A 17,549-nucleotide genomic window follows, 5' to 3' on the forward strand; every position below is an offset into this window, starting at 1 on the left:
GTCCCATGCTCACCATGCAGGACGCGCTGGCCCGGTTGACGGCGTATTGGACAGATCAGGGCGCGCTCGTCGTCCAGCCGATGAACACCGAGGTCGGCGCCGGCACCCTGAACCCGGCGACGTTCCTGCGCGTGCTCGGCCCGGAACCGTGGAAGGTCGTCTACGTCGAGCCGTCGGTGCGCCCCGACGACTCCCGGTACGGCGAGAACCCGAACCGCCTCCAGACGCACACCCAGCTGCAGGTCATCCTCAAGCCCGACCCCGGCAACCCGCAGGAGCTCTACCTCGGCAGCCTCCGCGCGATCGGCATCGACGTGGCCGCGCACGACGTGCGGTTCGTGGAGGACAACTGGGCCTCCCCCGCGCTCGGCGCCTGGGGCCTGGGCTGGGAGGTCTGGCTGGACGGCCTGGAGATCACCCAGTTCACCTACTTCCAGCAGGCCGGCGGGCTGAACCTCGACCCGGTCAGCGTCGAGATCACCTACGGCATCGAGCGCATCATCATGGCGCTGCAGGACAAGACCCACTTCAAGGAGATCGAGTACGCGACGGGCGTCAGCTACGGCGAGGTGTTCGGCCAGTCCGAGTACGAGATGTCGCGCTACTACCTCGACGACGCCGACATCGAGGCCAACCGGAGGCTGCTCGACCTCTACGCCGGCGAGGCGCAGCGGATGATCGACGCCGGTCTGCCCGTCCCGGCGCACACCTTCGTCCTGAAGTGCTCGCAGGCGTTCAACGTCCTCGACGCGCGCGGGGCCGTCTCCACCGCCGAGCGGGCCGCCGAGTTCGCCCGGATGCGCCGCCTCGCCGGCGACGTCGCGAAACTCTGGGTGGCCCGCCGCGCCGAACTCGGCCTTCCCCTCGGCACGACGCCGGCCCTCGACCCCGCCCGGCCGGCGGCGAGCACGCAGACCAGCGACGACGCGCGCACCCTGGTCTTCGAGATCGGCACCGAGGAGCTGCCGCCGGGCGAGCTCCGGTCCGCCCGGGCACAGCTGTTGCGGCTGGTCACCGAGGGTCTGGCCGGCACCCGGCTGGCCCACGGCGAGATCCGGGTCTACGGGACGCCACGCCGGCTCATCGCCGTCGTTCCCGGCGTCGGGGCACGCGAGGACGATCACGTGCGCCTGGTGAAAGGACCCAAGACCACCGCCGCGTACGGCGGTGACGGCGCACCGACGAAGGCACTCGAGGGCTTCGCCCGTTCTCAGGGGGTTTCCGTCGACGCGGTCACGACCGTGGAGCTCGGGGGCGTACCCCATGTGGTCGTCGAAAAGCACGAAGCCGGCGGCGCGGCGCCCGCCGTGCTCGCCACCGTGCTCGCGCAGGTGGTCACCGGGCTGCGGGCCGCCAAGAACATGCGGTGGAACGACCCGAAGCTCTCGTTCAGCCGGCCGATCCGCTGGCTGACGGCGCTCTGGGGCGACGACGTGGTGCCGGTGACCGTCTCCACGCTCGCGGCCGGGCGCACCACCCGGCTGCTGCGCACCGCCGCCGAACCGGTGATCGCCATCGAGTCGGCCGAGACGTTCCTGGAGACGCTCGGGGTGAACGGCATCGTCGCCGACCACGAGGACCGCCGGGAACTCATCGTGATCGGCGCGCAGGATCTCGTCTACCCGGACGGGAAGATCGACGTGAAGGGCGAGTCGTCGCTGATCGACCAGGTCACCGACCTGGTGGAGCAGCCGTTGCCGCTGCTCGGGACGTTCGACGAGGGATACCTGGACCTGCCGGACGCGGTGCTCACCACGGTGATGCGCAAGCACCAGCGCTACCTGCCGGTGCGGGACGCGGACGGCGCGCTGCTGCCGATGTTCGTGACCGTGGCGAACGGGCCGGTCGACGTCGAGCTGGTCCGGGCCGGCAACGAGGCGGTGCTGCGCGCACGGTACGAGGACGCGGCCTTCTTCTACCGCGCCGACCTCGCGACCTCGCCGGCGGACATGCGGGCGCGGCTGGATCGGCTGACGTTCACCGACAAGCTGGGGTCGATGGCGGATCGGGCCGCACGGATCTCCTCTCTCGCGCATGCCCTGGCTGCGGATCGCGGAATCTCGTCGGGTGTGCTGGAGCGGGCCGCGGCGCTGGTGAAGTTCGACCTCGGGTCGCAGCTGGTCACCGAGATGACCAGCCTGGCCGGGGTGATGGCGCGGGACTACGCGCTGCGCGCCGGTGAGGACCGGGCGGTCGCCCAGGCCGTGTACGAGGCGGAGCTGCCCCGCAACACCGGGGACGAGTTGCCGCGTACCGTCGCGGGCGCCCTGCTCTCGGTGGCCGACCGGCTCGACGTGATCGCCGGGCTGGCCGCCACCGTCGGGCTGCCCACCGGCAGCAGCGACCCGTTCGCGCTGCGCCGCGCGTTCCTCGGGCTGATCGCCGTGCACCGGGCGACGCCGGCGCTGGCCGGGCTGGACCTGGTGGAGGCGCTGCGGATGGCCACGGCGGCGCAGCCGGTTCCGGTGGCGGACGACGTGGTGCCGGCGTGTGCGGAGTTCCTCGCGAAGCGGCTCGAGCAGGTGCTCACCGAGGAGGGCCAGCCGGTGGACCGGGTCCGGGCGGTGCTCTCCGCGGAGAGTCGGCCGGCGCGGGTGGACCTCCTGCTGGCGCAGTTGAACACGGCGGTCGGCGACCCGGGTTTCCGGGCGGTGGCGGCGGCGATTCAGCGTGCCCGGCGGATCGTCCCGGCGGGCACCGAGGCGTCGTACCCGGCTGCGGCGTTGAAGGAGCCGGCTGAGCTGGCGTTGCACGCGGCGGTGGGTGAGGTCTCCGCTTTCACGGACATCTCCGGATTCGTCGGGGCGACGCGGGGGCTCGTCGCGCCGCTGAACACGTTCTTCGACGAGGTGTTCGTGATGGCCGACGACCCCGAGCTGCGGGCCGCCCGGCTGGGCCTGCTGGCCACCGTCCGGGATCTCGGTGACGGGCTGCTCGACTGGTCCCACCTGCGCCTTCAGTAAGTGTCGTACCCCCGCTCTAGGTTGTCGGGCATGGCTCTCACCTGGGCGGGGTTCGACAGGCTCGTGCACGAGGGGGACACGCGTGGCGTGTTCACGATGCTGCTCGAGGCGGACGAGGCGCAGCGCCGCGCGTTCGGGGCCGAGCTGGAGTCGCGGATCCGCTCGGCCGCGCCCGCCGGGCGCGGCTGGGGCCGGCAGGAACCGGGCTGGTCCCCCGCGTCCTATGCGCTCGCCGTCATCGCGTGCGCCCCCACGGCGGCCCGCGCCGCCGCGCTGCTGAGCCGGCGCGAGATGCGGCAGTGGCACACCATCCACGTCGACCGGTTCCTGGAGCTGGCCCGGGCCCGGCAGCTGCCCTGGGTCGGCGAGCTCGGCGTGCGGCTGGCCCAGCGGTCACGTCCCGGCGACATCCGGCTGGTGACCGAGTGGGAGTTCCTGGCCGCCCTGTTCGACGAGGGCAAGGCCGACCCCCCGGTGACCGAGGCCGTGGTCGCCAGCTGGCTCCGGCAGATGCACACCGGCCGGCCCGCCGCGCTGCTGAGGAACCTGCGCGCCTCCCCGTTCCTGGACCGGCTGCTCCCCGGCGTCTTCGCGATCGACGGCCTGGGCGCCCACGTGCGGCTCACCCCGTGGGACGGCGAGCCCGCATCGGTCTTCTCCGTCGCCGTGGCCCGGCTCTGCGCCGAGGGCCGCCTGGACCGCACGTCGATCCTGGCCGCCACGGTGGACCGTCTGCTGCGCGGCGACCGCCCGGCCGCCCTGCGCCCGTTCGCCCGCCTGCATGAGGAGCTGGCGCCGGCGCCGTCCGAGATGGTTCCGCTCGCGACGTCCTACCTGCGGCTGCTGGCCGCCGCGCCGTCGCCGGTCGCCGGTCTCGCGCAGCGGGCGTCGCGCAGTGCGTGGGAGTCCGGGGAGCTGGAGTGGGAGCGGGTGCTGGAGGTCAGCGGGGAGGTGCTGGCCCGCCCGGAGAAGGCGCTGGTGAAAGCGCAGCTGTCCTGGCTGGACAGGGTGGCGCGGCGCGATCCGGCAGCAGCGGGTGATGTGGTGGCGGTGGTGGAGGCGGCGTCGGAGAGTCCCGTTCTGGACATCCGGGAGCTGGCCCGCGCGGTGGCCGAGCGTCACCGTCCCGCGCCGACGGCGGCCAGTCCCGCCCTTCGCGCACCGGTCGCGGGCGAGGCGCAGCCGGCTTCGTCCGCCACGCCCCTCGTGTCCGATGTCCACCGCAGTTCGCCCGCCGCGGTGATCCCTGCGGCGATCGGGAGTGCTGCTGAGCTGGCGGAGGAGTTCGTGGCGCTGCTGCGGGAGCGGACGGCGGTGCGCTGGGAGCGGGTGATGGCGGCGCTGGTCGGCCTGCCCGCGGAGGGGCTCGGCGAGGCGCTGGAGCCGGTGCTGAACCGCAACGACCGCACCGGACGCACCCGCTTCACGGCCCTCGACGCGGCGATCCGGGCCCTCGACGCGGCGATCCGGGCCCTCGACGCGGCGATCCGGGCGCGCGCCGGGCTGCCGTTCGACCCGCACGAGCAGCAACGCCTGCACGACGTGGTCCAGCATCCGAGGTCCCTCGTCCACACCCCGGCCGACCTCCTCGATCTCCGGCTCGCCGAGATCGCCGTCCGGGTGACCCGGTCACCGATTCCCGAGCTGCTGGCGACGCCCACCCACCTGACCGGCAGCCTCGACGCCGGCGTGCTGATCGACAGGCTGACCCGGCTGGAGGCGGCCGGGGCCGAGCCGTGGCCGCTGGACTTCCAGCAGGCGCTGCTCCGGGTGGCCGTTCCGCAGCCGGAGCGGCCGGCGGAGGATGCCGGGATCCTCGCCCGCGCCGACGCGCTGACCGGCCCGCACGGCCGCCGGCTCGCCGCCTGGCTACGTGCCGGCGGCCTCCCCCAGCCGATCAGCATCCGCTTCGAGCAGCGCCATCCGCTCAGCCCCGACCGTCGCGTGGTGGTGAACCTGCAGCCCGGCCCGGGCGATCTGAGCGGCCTGGGCGACCTCACCGGGCTCAGCGGTCTCAGCGGTCGCCCGACTTTCGGCGGCCTCGGCGGCCTCGGGCGAGCCGGTGACTTCCCGGAGGACGGCGATCGCGGAGACCCAGAGGTTCCCGGCGGGCTCGAGGATCTCGATCTGGAGGACGCCGTGGTGAGCCTGTCCAGGGCGGCCGAGCCGGATTACCAGGGATGGCTCACCTACCGGCCGGACGTCCTCGCGATGGTGCTCCCCCACCATCGGGAGGCCGCCGCGGCCTGGGCACTGCCGGACCTGGCCGCCCTGGCCGACCAGGACGACCGCGACGCCAGCCTGCTTCCGCTGCTGGCCGACGCGGGAGGTCCGCCCGGCCCGGCCGTGGCGCTGGCCGTCGCGTACGGACTGGGCGCCCGCCACGCGGCGGACCGCGTCGCGGCGATCGACGCCTTCCTGGCGCTGACCGAACGGCCCGGCGCCGTCACGGTGGCAGCCGGCGACGTTCTGCCGTCCACCGGCCCATCCGCTGCGGGATTCGCGGCGGCTGTCGGCGCGGAGCTGGGTGATCTGTGCTCGGACGGGACGGTCAAGCTCGCCCGCGTGGTCGAGGCCCTGACCGACGCCCAGGTCGCGGGTGCCACCGGAGCGGTCTGGCAGCTCTTGACGGCGGCCCTGCCCCGGTTGCTGCCCGCCGGCCCGCGCGGGCTGCCTGACATGCTGCAACTGGCCACCCTCACCGTTACCGCCGGGGCCGCGGAGACCGGCGGTGGCGCCACTGCTGCGGACATTCCGGGGCTGGAAGAACTCGCCCGGCGTTCAGGAGGCTCTCGCTTGCTTCGCGAAGCAAGACGTCTGGTCGCAGCGCTCGGCAAGACCTGACAACCGTCGCGCGGCCGCCGGGGGGCGACTGACCGCCGCAGAGCGGGACGCGCCAGGCCGCGACGCCGCAGAGCGGGACGCGCCAGGCCGCGACGCCGCAGAGCGGGACGCGCCAGGCCGCGACGCCGCGGAGCGGGAGCGGGGCGCCCCAGGCCGCGACGCCGCGGAGCGGGAGCGGGACGCCGCAGGCCGCGACGCCGCGGAGCGGGACGCCGGACCACGCTGACGGGCGCGACGCCCATGCGGATCGCCGCAGCTGATCGCCTGATTCATCCCGGTTTGCATCCCCACGTGGGGACGGGCGTCTGCGTAGGCTCCGCGGGACGAGTTCAGGAGGGCGAGAGGGGCGGTTACCCGTACCGCAAATGATTCTCCTCGTTCATGAGGGCTTCTCTCTCCCGACGAATCGGTCACCTGGACTTTCGGCGGACAGTTCGGCGGCACGCGCCGGACCGGAGAACTTCGTGGAGGAGAACGTGGCAGATCGCCGTCAGGTGCTGCGCATCGGAGTCGCGGCCGCCGCCGCTCCCGCGCTCGCCGGCACCGTGGCCGCACCCGCGCTGGCCGGACCCGGTGAGAAGGCCGCGCAGACCGGGGCCGCGCAGACCGCGACCACGCCGGCCGGCAACGGCCGGAAGGCCGCGCTGCTGATCGTCGGGCACCGGGGCGCCTCCGGCTACCGGCCGGAGCACACGCTCGCGTCCTACGAGCTGGCCGCCCGGATGGGCGCCGACTACATGGAACCCGACCTGGTCATCACGAAGGACGGCGTGCTGGTCTGCCGGCACGAGCCGGAGATCGGCGGGACCACCGACGTGGCGTCGCGGCCGGAGTTCGCCGACCGCAAGCGGACTGTGGTGCTCGACGGGGTCAGCGTCACCGGCTGGTGGACGCACGACTTCACCCTGCCCGAGCTGAAGACGCTGCGGGCGACCGAGCGGATCCCGGCGATCCGGCAGCAGAACACGCTGTACGACGGCCGGTTCGAGGTGCCGACGTTCCAGGAGGTCCTGGACCTGCGCAAGCGGCTGTCGAAGGAGCTCGACCGGGAGCTGGGCGTGTTCCCGGAGACGAAGCACCCGACGTACTTCAAGAATCTGGGTCTTGCTCTGGAGGGGCCGCTGGTGCGCACGCTGCGCCGCAACGGCCTGGACCGGCGGGGCGCGAAGGTGTTCGTGCAGTCGTTCGAGGCGACGAACCTGCGGGAGCTGGCCGACCGGTACCGCATCCAGGTTCCGCTGGTGTTCCTGACCGGCGCGTCCGGCGGGCCGTTCAACGACCCGCGCAGCTACGCGGACTACCTGACCCCGGCCGGGCTGCGGGAGCTCAACGACTACGTGAGCGGCCTCGGCCCGGAGAAGGGTCAGATCATCCCGCGGAAGGCGGACGGCACGCTCGGCACGCCGACCAGCCTGGTCCGGGACGCGCACAGGGCGGGGCTGAAGGTCATCCCCTACACGTTCCGGGCGGAGAACTCGTTCCTGCCGGCGGAGCTGCGGGTGGGTGCCGACCCGAGCGCCTACGGCAAGGCGATCGACGAGCAGGTGACGTTCCTGCGTACCGGAATCGACGGCCTTTTCACCGACAACCCGGACGTGGGCGTCCTGGCTCGCACCCTGGTGTAAGAGAAAGGGCCCGGCAATGCCGGGCCCTTTCCGAGTTATTTAGCCACTAATGTCGGGAAGAATCCCGAGAAGTCGAGCTTGTAGCCGAAACCGCTCGACACGATGAAGAGCAGGCCGAGCAGCACGCCCAGCACCACGACGGCGAAGAGCAGGTACCCGATCACGGTGCCGAGCGGGCGGCGGCTACCCGCCACGGTGACGCCGCTCTCGCTGACCCTGGCCTCGCCGGCGCCCCAGGCGAGCGAGCGGATGCCGAGGGCGAAGAGCACCGGCAGGCCGGCGCCGAGGACCAGACCGGCGAGGAGTACCCGCCAGGCGCCGTCGAGGGCGAATCCGAGGTTGTGCATGGTCGCCTCTCTCAGCTGGCCGGAGCCGGGACGGGCTTCTCGGAGATCGCGGGGATCTCGCTGCTGTCCCACTCGTCGTTGACGTTGTCGGCGTCGACCCGGCCGGACCGCGAGCGCATCCACATCGCGACGGAGACCAGGACGAGCAGGGTGAACACCACGAGCGCGCCGGCCATCCCGCCGACCGCGTCACCGATCCACCACATCAGCGCGCCGACCAGGCCGGCCGCGGGCAGCGTGATCATCCAGGCGGCGACCATGCGTCCGGCGACCGCCCAGCGGACCGTGGCGCCGGGGCGGCCGAGGCCGGAGCCGAGCACCGAGCCGGTGGCGACGTGCGTGGTGGAGAGCGCGAACCCGAGGTGGCTGGACGCCAGGATGACGGCGGCGGCGCCGGACTGCGCGGCGGTGCCCTGCGGCGGGCTGATGTCGGTCAGACCCTTGCCGAGGGTACGGATGATCCGCCACCCGCCGAGGTAGGTGCCGAGCGCGATGGCGAGGGCGGCGGACACCTTGACCCAGAGCGGGATGTTGTCGGTGTCGCTCCAGTGGCCGCTGGCGATCAGGGCGAGGGTGATCACGCCCATCGTCTTCTGCGCGTCGTTGGTGCCGTGCGCCAGCGAGACGAGCGAGGCGCTGCCGATCTGGCCCCACTTGAAGCCCTTGTCGGTGAAACGCGCCGCCACACCCGCCGTGATCTTGAAGATGATCCAGGTGCCGACGGCGGCGACGAGGGCCGCGATGACCGGGGACAGCACCGCCGGCAGGAGCACCTTGCCGACCACGCCGTCCAGCTTCGAGCCGTCGCCGTTCCAGTTCACGCCGCCCCAGCCGAGGCCGGCGATGGTCGCGCCGACCAGGCCGCCGAAGAGCGCGTGCGAGGAGCTGGAGGGGAGGCCGACCAGCCAGGTCAGCAGGTTCCAGACGATGCCACCGACCAGACCGGCCAGGATGATCAGCAGGAGGCCGCTGCCGCCGTCGGCGAGGAGCTCGGTCTTCGGCGCGCCGGTCTTGTCCTGGATCTTCACTACGGCGTTGGTGACGGTGAGCGCGACCTCGACGGAGAGGAAGGCGCCGACCAGGTTCAGGATGCCGGAGAGCGCGACGGCGGTTTTGGGCCGTAGCGCCTTCGTCGCGATGGAGGTGGCCATCGCGTTCGCGGTGTCATGGAACCCGTTGGTGAAATCAAAGGCCAGTGCCGTGAGGACCACCAGCGCCAAGATCACGGATGTTTCTGTCACGCCGTGATCGTGACCGACGCACCTGGGCGGCGGCCAGAGGGTGAGCGTCACATGTACAAGGTTCCGCTCGCGTTTACCTCTCGTTTTCCAAACATGGACACAGAGTGAGCGAATGGGCAGCGCTCTGTGATGTCAACGCACGACGCATGAACATTTCTTTATGTACGTTCGGACAGCAACGCAACACCGGCCGGACCTCACGGTCCGGCCGGCATCGACGAGCAGCGATCACTCAGTGGGTTCCAGGACCACCTCCGCGGTGCCGGTCTGCGGCGGGGTGCCGGTGTCCGTGTACGAGGCCACGAAGACCGCCGTCAGTCCCTCCGCCCCGGCGTGACCCGGGTCCACGAACGTGGTGATCGATCCGGTGCAGCCGGCCGACGTGGAGAGCGGGTGCCCGTGCTCGGCATGGCCCAGGATGTACGTCACGGTCACCCGCGCGCAGTCCACCGGCTGGTCGTCGGTGACCTGGACCTCGTAGTTCACCGTGTCACCGAACTGGAACGGCTGCCCCTCGACCGGCGTCACGAACTCGACGGCCGGGGCGAGCGTGCCGACCGGCAGGATCACCTCGGCGGACGCGGACCGCCCGGTGCTGTCGGTGACCTTGAGAACCGGCCGGTAGTTGCCGTTCTCGGTGAAAGTGTACGTGCCGTTCGGCTGCCGCGAGTCGACCCGGCCGTCGGCGTCGAAGTCCCACGCGTACCGCAGGGCGTCGCCGTCCGGGTCGACGGTGCCGGCGCTGGAGAAGGAGACGGTCAGCGGCGCCTCCCCCGAGGCGGGCGTGGCGGTGATCCGCGGGATCGGCGTCCGGTTGCCGCGCACGAAGTCGAACCGGGAGAGCTGGGCGTCCGGGTTCTCGGCGAAGTACCCGTCGCCGTACTCCAGGACGTAGAGCGCGCCGTCCGGGCCGAACTCCAGGTCCATCGGGTTGTCGAAGACCAGCTCCGGCAGGACCGGGTCGATCTGGGTGACCTGGTTCCGGCGGTCCAGGTGGAACGCCTTCACGTAGTCACGGGTCCACTCGGCGAACAGCGGCAGCCCGTCATATTCGGCAGGCCACTTGATCGGCGACCGCGACCACCTGTTGTAGTCGTAGGCCGGCCCGCCCATCGGGCCGATGCCACCGGTGCCGAGCTCCGGCCACTGCGCGCTGGCCCCGTACGAGTAGATGACCTCGGCCCGCTCCACCGGAGGCAGGTTGCGCAGCCCGGTGTTGTTCGGCGACTCGTTGACCGGCGCCGCGCAGTTGAACGGCGCGCCGGAGACCTCGGTGGCGAAGTCGAAGTCGACGTAGGGCATGTCCGGCGCCACGCAGTACGGCCAGCCGTAGTTCGCCGGCTTGTCGATCGCCATCCACCGCCCGTGGCCGGCCGGTCCGCGCGCCGGGTTGGGGTTCTGCGCGTCCGGCGAGTAGTCGGCCATGTAGATCACGTTCGTGTCCGGGTCGACGGTGAACCGGAACGGGTTGCGCAGGCCCATCGCGTAGATCTCGGGCTTGGTCTTCGGCGTGCCCGGCCTGAACAGGTTGCCCTTCGGCACGGTGTAGCGACCGTTGTGACCGACCTTGATCCGCAGCAGCTTGCCGCGCAGGTCGTTGGTGTTGCCGGAGCTGCGCTGGGCGTCGAAGACCGGGTTGCGGTTCGCCCGCTCGTCGATCGGCGTGTATCCGCTGGAGAAGAACGGGTTGCTGTCGTCACCGGTGGAGAGCAGCAGGTTGCCCGCCCGGTCGAAATCGATCTTGCCACCGACGTGACAGCACTGGCCGCGGTCGGTCGGCACCTGGAGGATCTTCTGCTCGGTGTTCAGCTTCAGCGTGTTGCCGTACAGCTTGAACCGGGACAGCTGGAGGTGACCCTTGAACGGCGCGAAGTCGGCGGCGGTGCCCTCCGACGGCGCGTCGCCCTCGTTGACGCCGGGGGTGGCCGGGTCGTCGGTCGGCGTGTTCAGCACCGGCGAGTAGTAGACGTAGACCCACCTGTTGTGCTGGAAGTCCGGGTCGATCGCGATGCCCTGCACGCCCTCCTCGTCGTGCAGGTAGACCGGGATCTTCGCGGCGAGGACGTTGCGGCCGGTGGAGGGCTCGTGGATGCGCACCTCGCCGGTGCGGGCGGTGTGCAGCACCCGCCGGTCCGGCAGCACGGCGAGCGCGATCGGCTCGCCCGGGAAGTCGTCGAGGGTGACCTTCTGGAAGTCGGAGGACGGCGGGAGGTCGTGCCCGGGATGGGCGGCGGCCACGGACGGGGCGACCAGGGCGGCCGCTCCGGCGATGGTGAGAACTGCGAGTCGGCGCAACATCAGAAACGAAGCCCCTTCAGGTACGCGTATCCGCGCTCAGCGGTGACCAGGGCGTCGGCCGGGGTCCGGGGCGGCGAGCCGGCGTCGTCGCGCTCCACGATGTACTCGACCAGCCCCGCCTCACGGGAATGCTCGAAGATCCGGCCGAAGTCGATCAGGCCGTCACCGGGGTCGGCGAAGCTGGCGTTGGCGTCCAGGTCCTTGACGTGGACCTGGCGGATCCGGCCGCGATGCTCCCTGATCAGGTCGACCGGGTCGCTGGCGCCCCGGTACGCCCAGAACAGGTCGACCTCCAGGTGCACGAGACGCGGGTCGGTCTCGCCGGTGAGGATGTCGAAACCGGTCACCCGGGTGCCCGGCCTGACGTTCTGGGTCTGCGGGAAGAACTCCGCGTGGTGGTTGTGGTAGCCGAAGCTCAGCCCGGCCCGGCGGGCCAGCGCGCCGGCCTTGTTGAGGTCGGCGGCGAACGCCCGGTAGACCGCGGCGTCCCGGATCGGGCCGTTCGGGCCCTGGCCGAAGAACGGGTGGACGATGAACTTGTTGCCGACGATCGCGGCGTCCTCGAGGGCACGCTTCCAGGTGTCGGCGTCGAACGGCTGCGGGATGCCGACGTGCCCGGAGGTGGCCCGGATGCCGGCGTTGTCGAGGGCGGCGCGGAACTGCGCGGCGGTGCGGCCGACGAAGCCGGCGTGCTCGATGCGGGTGTACCCGATCTCGGCGAGCTCGGCGAGGCTCCCCTCCAGGTCGATGGCGAGCTGGTTGCGCAGCGTGTAGAGCTGCACGCTGATCTGGTCACGTGGTACGCGGCTGAGCCGTCCGTGTCCCCCGGAACCGGCCGTGGCAGCGGCCGCGGGTGCGGCGAGCGCACCGGCGGCGCCGGCCGCCGCGGCGGCGCCGAGCAGCCCGCGACGACTGAGTGACTGCGGCATTGCGGTCCCCCTCTAATCGATCCATCTACATGAATCGAGAGGTTACCGAGGTGTTTCGTCCACAGTGAAGCTAAGTTTCTTCAGATCAAGCAAAAGTTCCCGCACACACAGCAAAACCCCGCAGCGCCGCTGCGGGGTTCACCGTCTCTGATCAGGAGATATGCGCTTCCGCGTCGGTCGCGGTGATCGCGTCGGTCAGCACGGAAAGGCCCGTGCGGGCCTCCTCCTCGGTCAGAGTGAGTGGCGGGCCGATCCGGATCACGTTGCCGTGGAGGCCGCCCTTGCCGACCAGCAGACCGCCCTCCCGGCACCGATCGAAGACCCGCAACGTGGCGGCCGGGTCCGGCTCGGTGGTGCCGGGACGGACGAACTCGATGCCGATCATCAGCCCGCGCCCGCGCACCTCGCCCACGATCGCCGCGTCCAGCGAGCGCAGCCCGCCGAGCAGGATCGATCCGACCCGCTGCGCGTTGCCCTGCAGGTCGTGGTCGAGGACGTAGTCGAGCACCGCGTTGCCGGCCGCCGCGCTGACCGGGTTGCCGCCGAACGTGGAGAAGCTGATCGCCGGCACCGCGTTCATCACCTCGGCCCGGCCGACCACGCCGCCGAGCGCGAACCCGTTGCCGATCCCCTTGGCGAACGTGATCAGATCCGGGGTGACGCCGTGCGCCTGGTACCCCCAGAAGTGCTCGCCGGTGCGGCCCCAGCCGGTCTGCACCTCATCGGCGATCAGCAGGATGCCGGATTCGGCGAGGACCTTCTGGTACGCGCCGAGCAGCCCGTCCGGCCCGTGGACGAACCCGCCGACACCCTGGATCGGCTCGGCGATCAGCGCCGCCACGTCCCCGGCGGTGACCGTGGCGAGCACCTCGCGCAGGTCGTCGACGGCCGCGTCGAGCAGGTCCTCGGCGCCGAGCCCGGCCATCCGACCGCGCAGCCGGTCGGCGGACGACAGCCAGTTCACCGTGAGCGGGCTGAGCGAGCTCGACGACCAGCTCCGGTGGCCGGTCACCGCCATCGTGGCGAACGTCCGGCCGTGATAGCTGTTCTTGATCGCCAGGATCTGGTTGGAGCGGCGCACGTTCGCGGCGAAGAGCAGCGCCGACTCGTTCGCCTCGGACCCGGAGTTGGTGAAGAAGACCCGCGCGTCCGGGATGCCGGAGACCCGGGCGATCTTCTCGGCGAGCTCGACCTGCTGGCGGATCAGGTAGAGCGTGGAGGTGTGCGCGACGCCGGTGCCGATCTGGCGGCGGACCGCGTCGCTGATCTCGGCGATGTCGTAACCGATCATCGTGGTCAGGACCCCGCCGAAGAAGTCCAGGTACGTGCGCCCGTCAGCTCCCGTGACGTGACGACCACTTCCGGACACGATCTCGATCGCGTCGTCGCCGTAGTACACCGGCATCCAGCCGGGCATGACCGCTCGGTGCCGATCCAGCAGACTCATCGAGGGCTCCTTTTCACGAGTTCTCAGCGCCAGCCGCGGGGGTGCCCCTGGCCGCGCCGGCCGCTGCCGCGGCTGGCCTGGTAGGCGGCCGAGGCGAGCACCCCGGCCAGGTCGTCGTAGCCGCCGGCGACCAGGCCGGCGGTGATCCGCAGGTGGTCGTCGGGAAGCGGGCCGACACAGAACGGCGCGCCGGGCGCCGCCGCGACCCCGTGCGCGGCCAGCGCCACCATCGCGTTCTGCTGATCAGGAACGGTCATCCACATGTTGATTCCGTCGGCCGCGGTGGCCTGGACGCCGCGGGCGTGCAGCACCGCGAGCAGCGCGGCGCGCCGCGCCGCGTAGGTCTCCCGGGCGGCGGCGACCTGGGCGATCACCCGCCGGTCGGTGAGCAGATCCAGCAGTACGCCCTGGAGCAGCCGGCTGGACCACCCGGGACCGAGCAGCCGCCGGTCGCAGACCGCGTCGATCACGTGCGCCGGCCCGCCGACCGCCGCGAGCCGCAGGTCGGGGCCGTGACTCTTGGAGAAGCTGGCGACGTGCACGGTCCGGCCGGGCAGGTGTGTGCCGATGCTGACCGGCGGCGCGGTGGCGATGTCGCCGGCATGGTCGTCCTCGACGACCAGGAGACTCGGCGCGTGCAGCAGGATCTCGGCGAGCGCCCGCGCCCGGTCCGGATCCATGCTCGTGCCGGTCGGGTTCTGGGCGCGGGGCTGGAGGAAGAGCGCGACCGGCCGGTACTCGCGCAGCATCTGCCGCAGCGCTCCCGGGTCAAGTCCGGCGGCGTCCAGCGGCACACCGATCACGGTGGCGCCGACCGCCTGGAGCAGGTCGAGCAGCGGCGCGAACGCGGGGTTCTCGACGAGCACGTGGTCGCCGAACCGCAGCGTCGCGCCGGCGATCCGGTCCAGGGCGTCCATCGCCCCGTCCACCACGGTGAGGCGCTCCGGAGGGTACGGCCAGCGCTCCCGCAGCACCGATTCCAGCTCCGGCAGGACCGGGTCGTCGAGATAGCTGCCGGCCCACCGCCCGTCGCCGATCCGGCGCAGCGCGCCGCTCAGGTCGGGCAGCAGCGCCGGGTCCGGCACGCCGGTGGAGAGATCCTTCGGCAGGGTCACGTTCACCCCGCTGAGCTGGGTGTACCGCAGGCGCTCCCGCGGCGGGAGCGGACCCGAGACGAACGTGCCCGACCGCCCGCGGGTCTGTATCGCCCCGGCCAGGATCAGGTTGCGCCACGCCTCGCTCACGGTGGTGGGGCTGACCCCGAGCTCGGTGGCGACCGAGCGCACGGTGGGCAACCGGATCCCGGCCGGCAGCCGGCCGGCGGTGATCAGCCGGCTCACGGCCGCCGCGATGCCGCGCGCGCTGCGGTCCTGAACCGCCCCGCTGATCAGAGTCAGCAAATTATCCTCTCCGAAACATTCCGTAACGTTCGGGCAATTGTTCGCCTCAATGTGTGTCGTTAGTGTCCTACGGCATCCGGCACTGAAGAGCAACCCCTGGCGCCGGACACCAAACGAGGAGTAAACACACGATCACAGGCGCTTTTCCTGGCGCACTGCGCGTGCCAAAGATCAATATGAGAGGGGCCGCCATGACGACCGGATTCGTCCGCGCCGCCCTCGTCCAGACCACCTGGACGGGCGACAAGGAATCCATGATCAAGGCGCACGAGGATTACGCTCGTGAAGCCGCCGCCCAGGGCGCGAAAGTGATCTGCTTCCAGGAGCTCTTCTACGGCCCGTACTTCTGCCAGGTGCAGGACGCGGCGTACTACGAGTACGCGGAGTCCATCCCCGGTCCCACCACCGAGCGGTTCCAGGCCCTCGCCGCCGAACTCGGCATGGTGATGGTCCTGCCGATGTACGAGCAGGAGCAGCCCGGCGTCCTCTACAACACCGCGGCGGTTGTCGACGCCGATGGAAAGTATCTTGGCAAATACCGCAAGAACCACATTCCCCAGGTCAAGGGATTCTGGGAGAAGTTCTACTTCCGGCCCGGCAACCTCGGTTATCCGGTATTCGACACCGCGGTCGGCAAGGTCGGCGTCTACATCTGTTACGACAGGCATTTCCCGGAGGGATGGCGGGCGCTGGGCCTGAACGGCGCACAGATCGTCTTCAATCCGTCGGCCACGAGCCGGGGCCTTTCCTCGTACCTCTGGCAGTTGGAACAACCGGCGAGCGCGGTGGCGAACGAGTACTTCGTCGGCGCGATCAACCGGGTCGGCGTCGAGGACCTCGGTGACAACGACTTCTACGGCCAGACCTACTTCGTGGACCCGGAGGGCAAGTTCGTCGGCGACGTCGGCGACACCCACAACCCGGAGCTGATCGTCCGTGACCTGGACCTGAGCCTCCTCGAAACGGTCCGCGACCGCTGGCAGTTCTACCGGGACCGCCGGCCGGACGCCTACGGGGACCTGGTGCGGCCATGAGCAAGCTGATCAAGGGCGGGACGGTCGTCGGGCCGACCGGCGCGATCCTGGCCGACGTGCTGATCGACGGCGAGACGATCGCGGCGATCTACGCGCCGGGCCGCGGCCCCGAGGGGGTGGAGACGATCGACGCGACCGGGAAGTACGTGATCCCCGGAGCGGTCGACGCGCACACCCACATGCAGCTGCCGTTCGGCGGCACCGCGGCGAGCGACACCTTCGACACCGGCACCCGGGCGGCTGCCATCGGCGGGACCACGACGATCGTGGACTTCGCGGTGCAGCGCTACGGCGAGGTGGTGCAGGACGGGCTCGCCGCCTGGCACGGCAAGGCGGACGGCAACTGCCACATCGACTACGCGTTCCACATGATCCTCGGCGGGGTGGACGACGAGTCGCTCAAGGCGATGGACCACCTGGTCACCAACGAGGGCATCAGCAGCTTCAAGCTGTTCATGGCGTACCCCGGCGTGTTTTATTCGGACGACGGCCAGATCCTGCGCGCCATGCAGAAGGCCCGCGACAACGGCGCCATGATCATGATGCACGCGGAGAACGGGCCGGCCATCGACGTGCTGGTCAAGCAGGCCCTGGAACGCGGCGAGACCGACCCGGTCCACCACGGCCTGACCCGGCCGCAGGAGCTCGAGGCGGAGGCGACCAGCCGGGCGATCTGGCTGGCCAGCGTCGCGGCGGACTGCCCGCTCTACATCGTGCACCTCTCCGCGTCGAAGGCCCTGGAGCAGGTGGCCGAGGCCCGCGACCGCGGACGCAACGTGTTCGCCGAGACCTGCCCGCAGTACCTCTACCTGACCCTGGAGGACCAGCTCGGCGCGCCCGGATTCGAGGGCGCCAAGTGGGTCTGCTCGACGCCGCTGCGCAGCAAGCACGAGAGCCACCGGGCCGACCTCTGGCAGGGCCTGCGCACCAACGACCTGTCGGTGGTCTCGACCGACCACTGCCCGTTCTGCTTCAAGGATCAGAAGGAGCTCGGCCTCGGCGACTTCTCCAAGATCCCGAACGGGATCGGCACCGTCGAGCACCGGGTCGACCTGATCTACCAGGGCGTGGTCGACGGCAAGCTGTCGCTGGCCCGCTGGGTGGAGACGATCGCGACCACCCCGGCCCGGATGTTCGGCCTCTACCCGAGGAAGGGCGTGATCGCGCCCGGCTCGGACGCCGACATCGTGCTCTACGACCCGAACGGGCGGACCCGGATCAGCGTCGAGACGCACCACATGAACATGGACCACTCCGCCTGGGAGGGCTGGGAGATCGACGGCAAGGTCGACACGGTCATCTCCCGCGGCGCGGTGATCTCCGCCGGCGGCGAGTACACCGGCCGGGCCGGCCGCGGCCGGTACGTCAAGCGCGGCCTCAGCGACTACCTGGTCTGAAGGAGGCTCTGCTTGCCCCGCGGC

General features: G+C 71.2%; 11 protein-coding genes. 5 read left to right on the top strand and 6 right to left on the bottom strand.

Going from position 1 to position 17,549, the window contains the following annotated elements; translation table 11 throughout:
* Positions 1-5: 5 nt before the first annotated feature.
* The 3 genes from AMIS_RS26935 to AMIS_RS26945 all read left to right on the top strand — a co-directional run bounded on the left by AMIS_RS26935 (position 6) and on the right by AMIS_RS26945 (position 7,432).
* Positions 6-2,963 (top strand): glycine--tRNA ligase, encoded by a 2,958-nt coding sequence (locus tag AMIS_RS26935; RefSeq protein WP_014445585.1) that lies wholly within the window; start codon positions 6-8, stop codon positions 2,961-2,963.
* Between the two features lie 30 nt (positions 2,964-2,993).
* On the top strand, positions 2,994-5,807 hold the full coding sequence (locus AMIS_RS26940) for a DUF6493 family protein (RefSeq protein WP_014445586.1): 2,814 nt from the start codon (positions 2,994-2,996) through the stop codon (positions 5,805-5,807).
* A 476-nt stretch (positions 5,808-6,283) separates the two neighbouring features.
* Positions 6,284-7,432: a glycerophosphodiester phosphodiesterase gene (locus AMIS_RS26945; protein ID WP_041831316.1), complete on the top strand. Its 1,149-nt coding sequence runs from the start codon at positions 6,284-6,286 to the stop codon at positions 7,430-7,432.
* 35 nt (positions 7,433-7,467) lie between these two features.
* Here the strand turns inward: AMIS_RS26945 and AMIS_RS26950 are convergent, their stop codons facing one another.
* The 6 genes from AMIS_RS26950 to AMIS_RS26975 all read right to left on the bottom strand — a co-directional run bounded on the left by AMIS_RS26950 (position 7,468) and on the right by AMIS_RS26975 (position 15,094).
* Positions 7,468-7,779: a hypothetical protein gene (locus tag AMIS_RS26950; RefSeq protein WP_014445588.1), complete on the bottom strand. Its 312-nt coding sequence runs from the start codon at positions 7,777-7,779 to the stop codon at positions 7,468-7,470.
* 11 nt (positions 7,780-7,790) lie between these two features.
* Positions 7,791-9,020 (bottom strand): inorganic phosphate transporter, encoded by a 1,230-nt coding sequence (locus AMIS_RS26955; RefSeq protein ID WP_041830089.1) that lies wholly within the window; start codon positions 9,018-9,020, stop codon positions 7,791-7,793.
* 228 nt (positions 9,021-9,248) lie between these two features.
* Positions 9,249-11,318, bottom strand: a complete 2,070-nt coding sequence (locus tag AMIS_RS26960) for a PQQ-dependent sugar dehydrogenase (protein WP_014445590.1) — start codon at positions 11,316-11,318, stop codon at positions 9,249-9,251.
* Positions 11,318-12,247 carry a sugar phosphate isomerase/epimerase family protein gene (locus AMIS_RS26965; RefSeq protein WP_041830090.1) on the bottom strand — a complete coding sequence of 310 codons (930 nt, stop codon included), beginning with the start codon at positions 12,245-12,247 and terminating at the stop codon, positions 11,318-11,320. Before AMIS_RS26965 ends, AMIS_RS26960 begins: the two co-directional genes overlap by 1 nt.
* A 151-nt stretch (positions 12,248-12,398) precedes the next feature.
* On the bottom strand, positions 12,399-13,694 hold the full coding sequence (locus AMIS_RS26970; RefSeq protein WP_014445592.1) for an aspartate aminotransferase family protein: 1,296 nt from the start codon (positions 13,692-13,694) through the stop codon (positions 12,399-12,401).
* A gap of 23 nt (positions 13,695-13,717) precedes the next feature.
* Positions 13,718-15,094 carry an aminotransferase class I/II-fold pyridoxal phosphate-dependent enzyme gene (locus tag AMIS_RS26975; RefSeq protein WP_014445593.1) on the bottom strand — a complete coding sequence of 459 codons (1,377 nt, stop codon included), beginning with the start codon at positions 15,092-15,094 and terminating at the stop codon, positions 13,718-13,720.
* 191 nt (positions 15,095-15,285) lie between these two features.
* Between AMIS_RS26975 and AMIS_RS26980 the strand changes: the two genes are divergently transcribed.
* Complete coding sequence (locus AMIS_RS26980; RefSeq protein WP_041830091.1) at positions 15,286-16,128, top strand: nitrilase-related carbon-nitrogen hydrolase; 843 nt, start codon at positions 15,286-15,288, stop codon at positions 16,126-16,128.
* Positions 16,125-17,525 carry a dihydropyrimidinase gene (gene hydA / locus AMIS_RS26985; RefSeq protein ID WP_014445595.1) on the top strand — a complete coding sequence of 467 codons (1,401 nt, stop codon included), beginning with the start codon at positions 16,125-16,127 and terminating at the stop codon, positions 17,523-17,525. The genes AMIS_RS26980 and hydA overlap by 4 nt, the downstream gene beginning before the upstream one ends.
* Positions 17,526-17,549: the final 24 nt, after the last annotated feature.

Source organism: Actinoplanes missouriensis 431, assembly GCF_000284295.1.
Lineage (GTDB): Bacteria > Actinomycetota > Actinomycetes > Mycobacteriales > Micromonosporaceae > Actinoplanes > Actinoplanes missouriensis.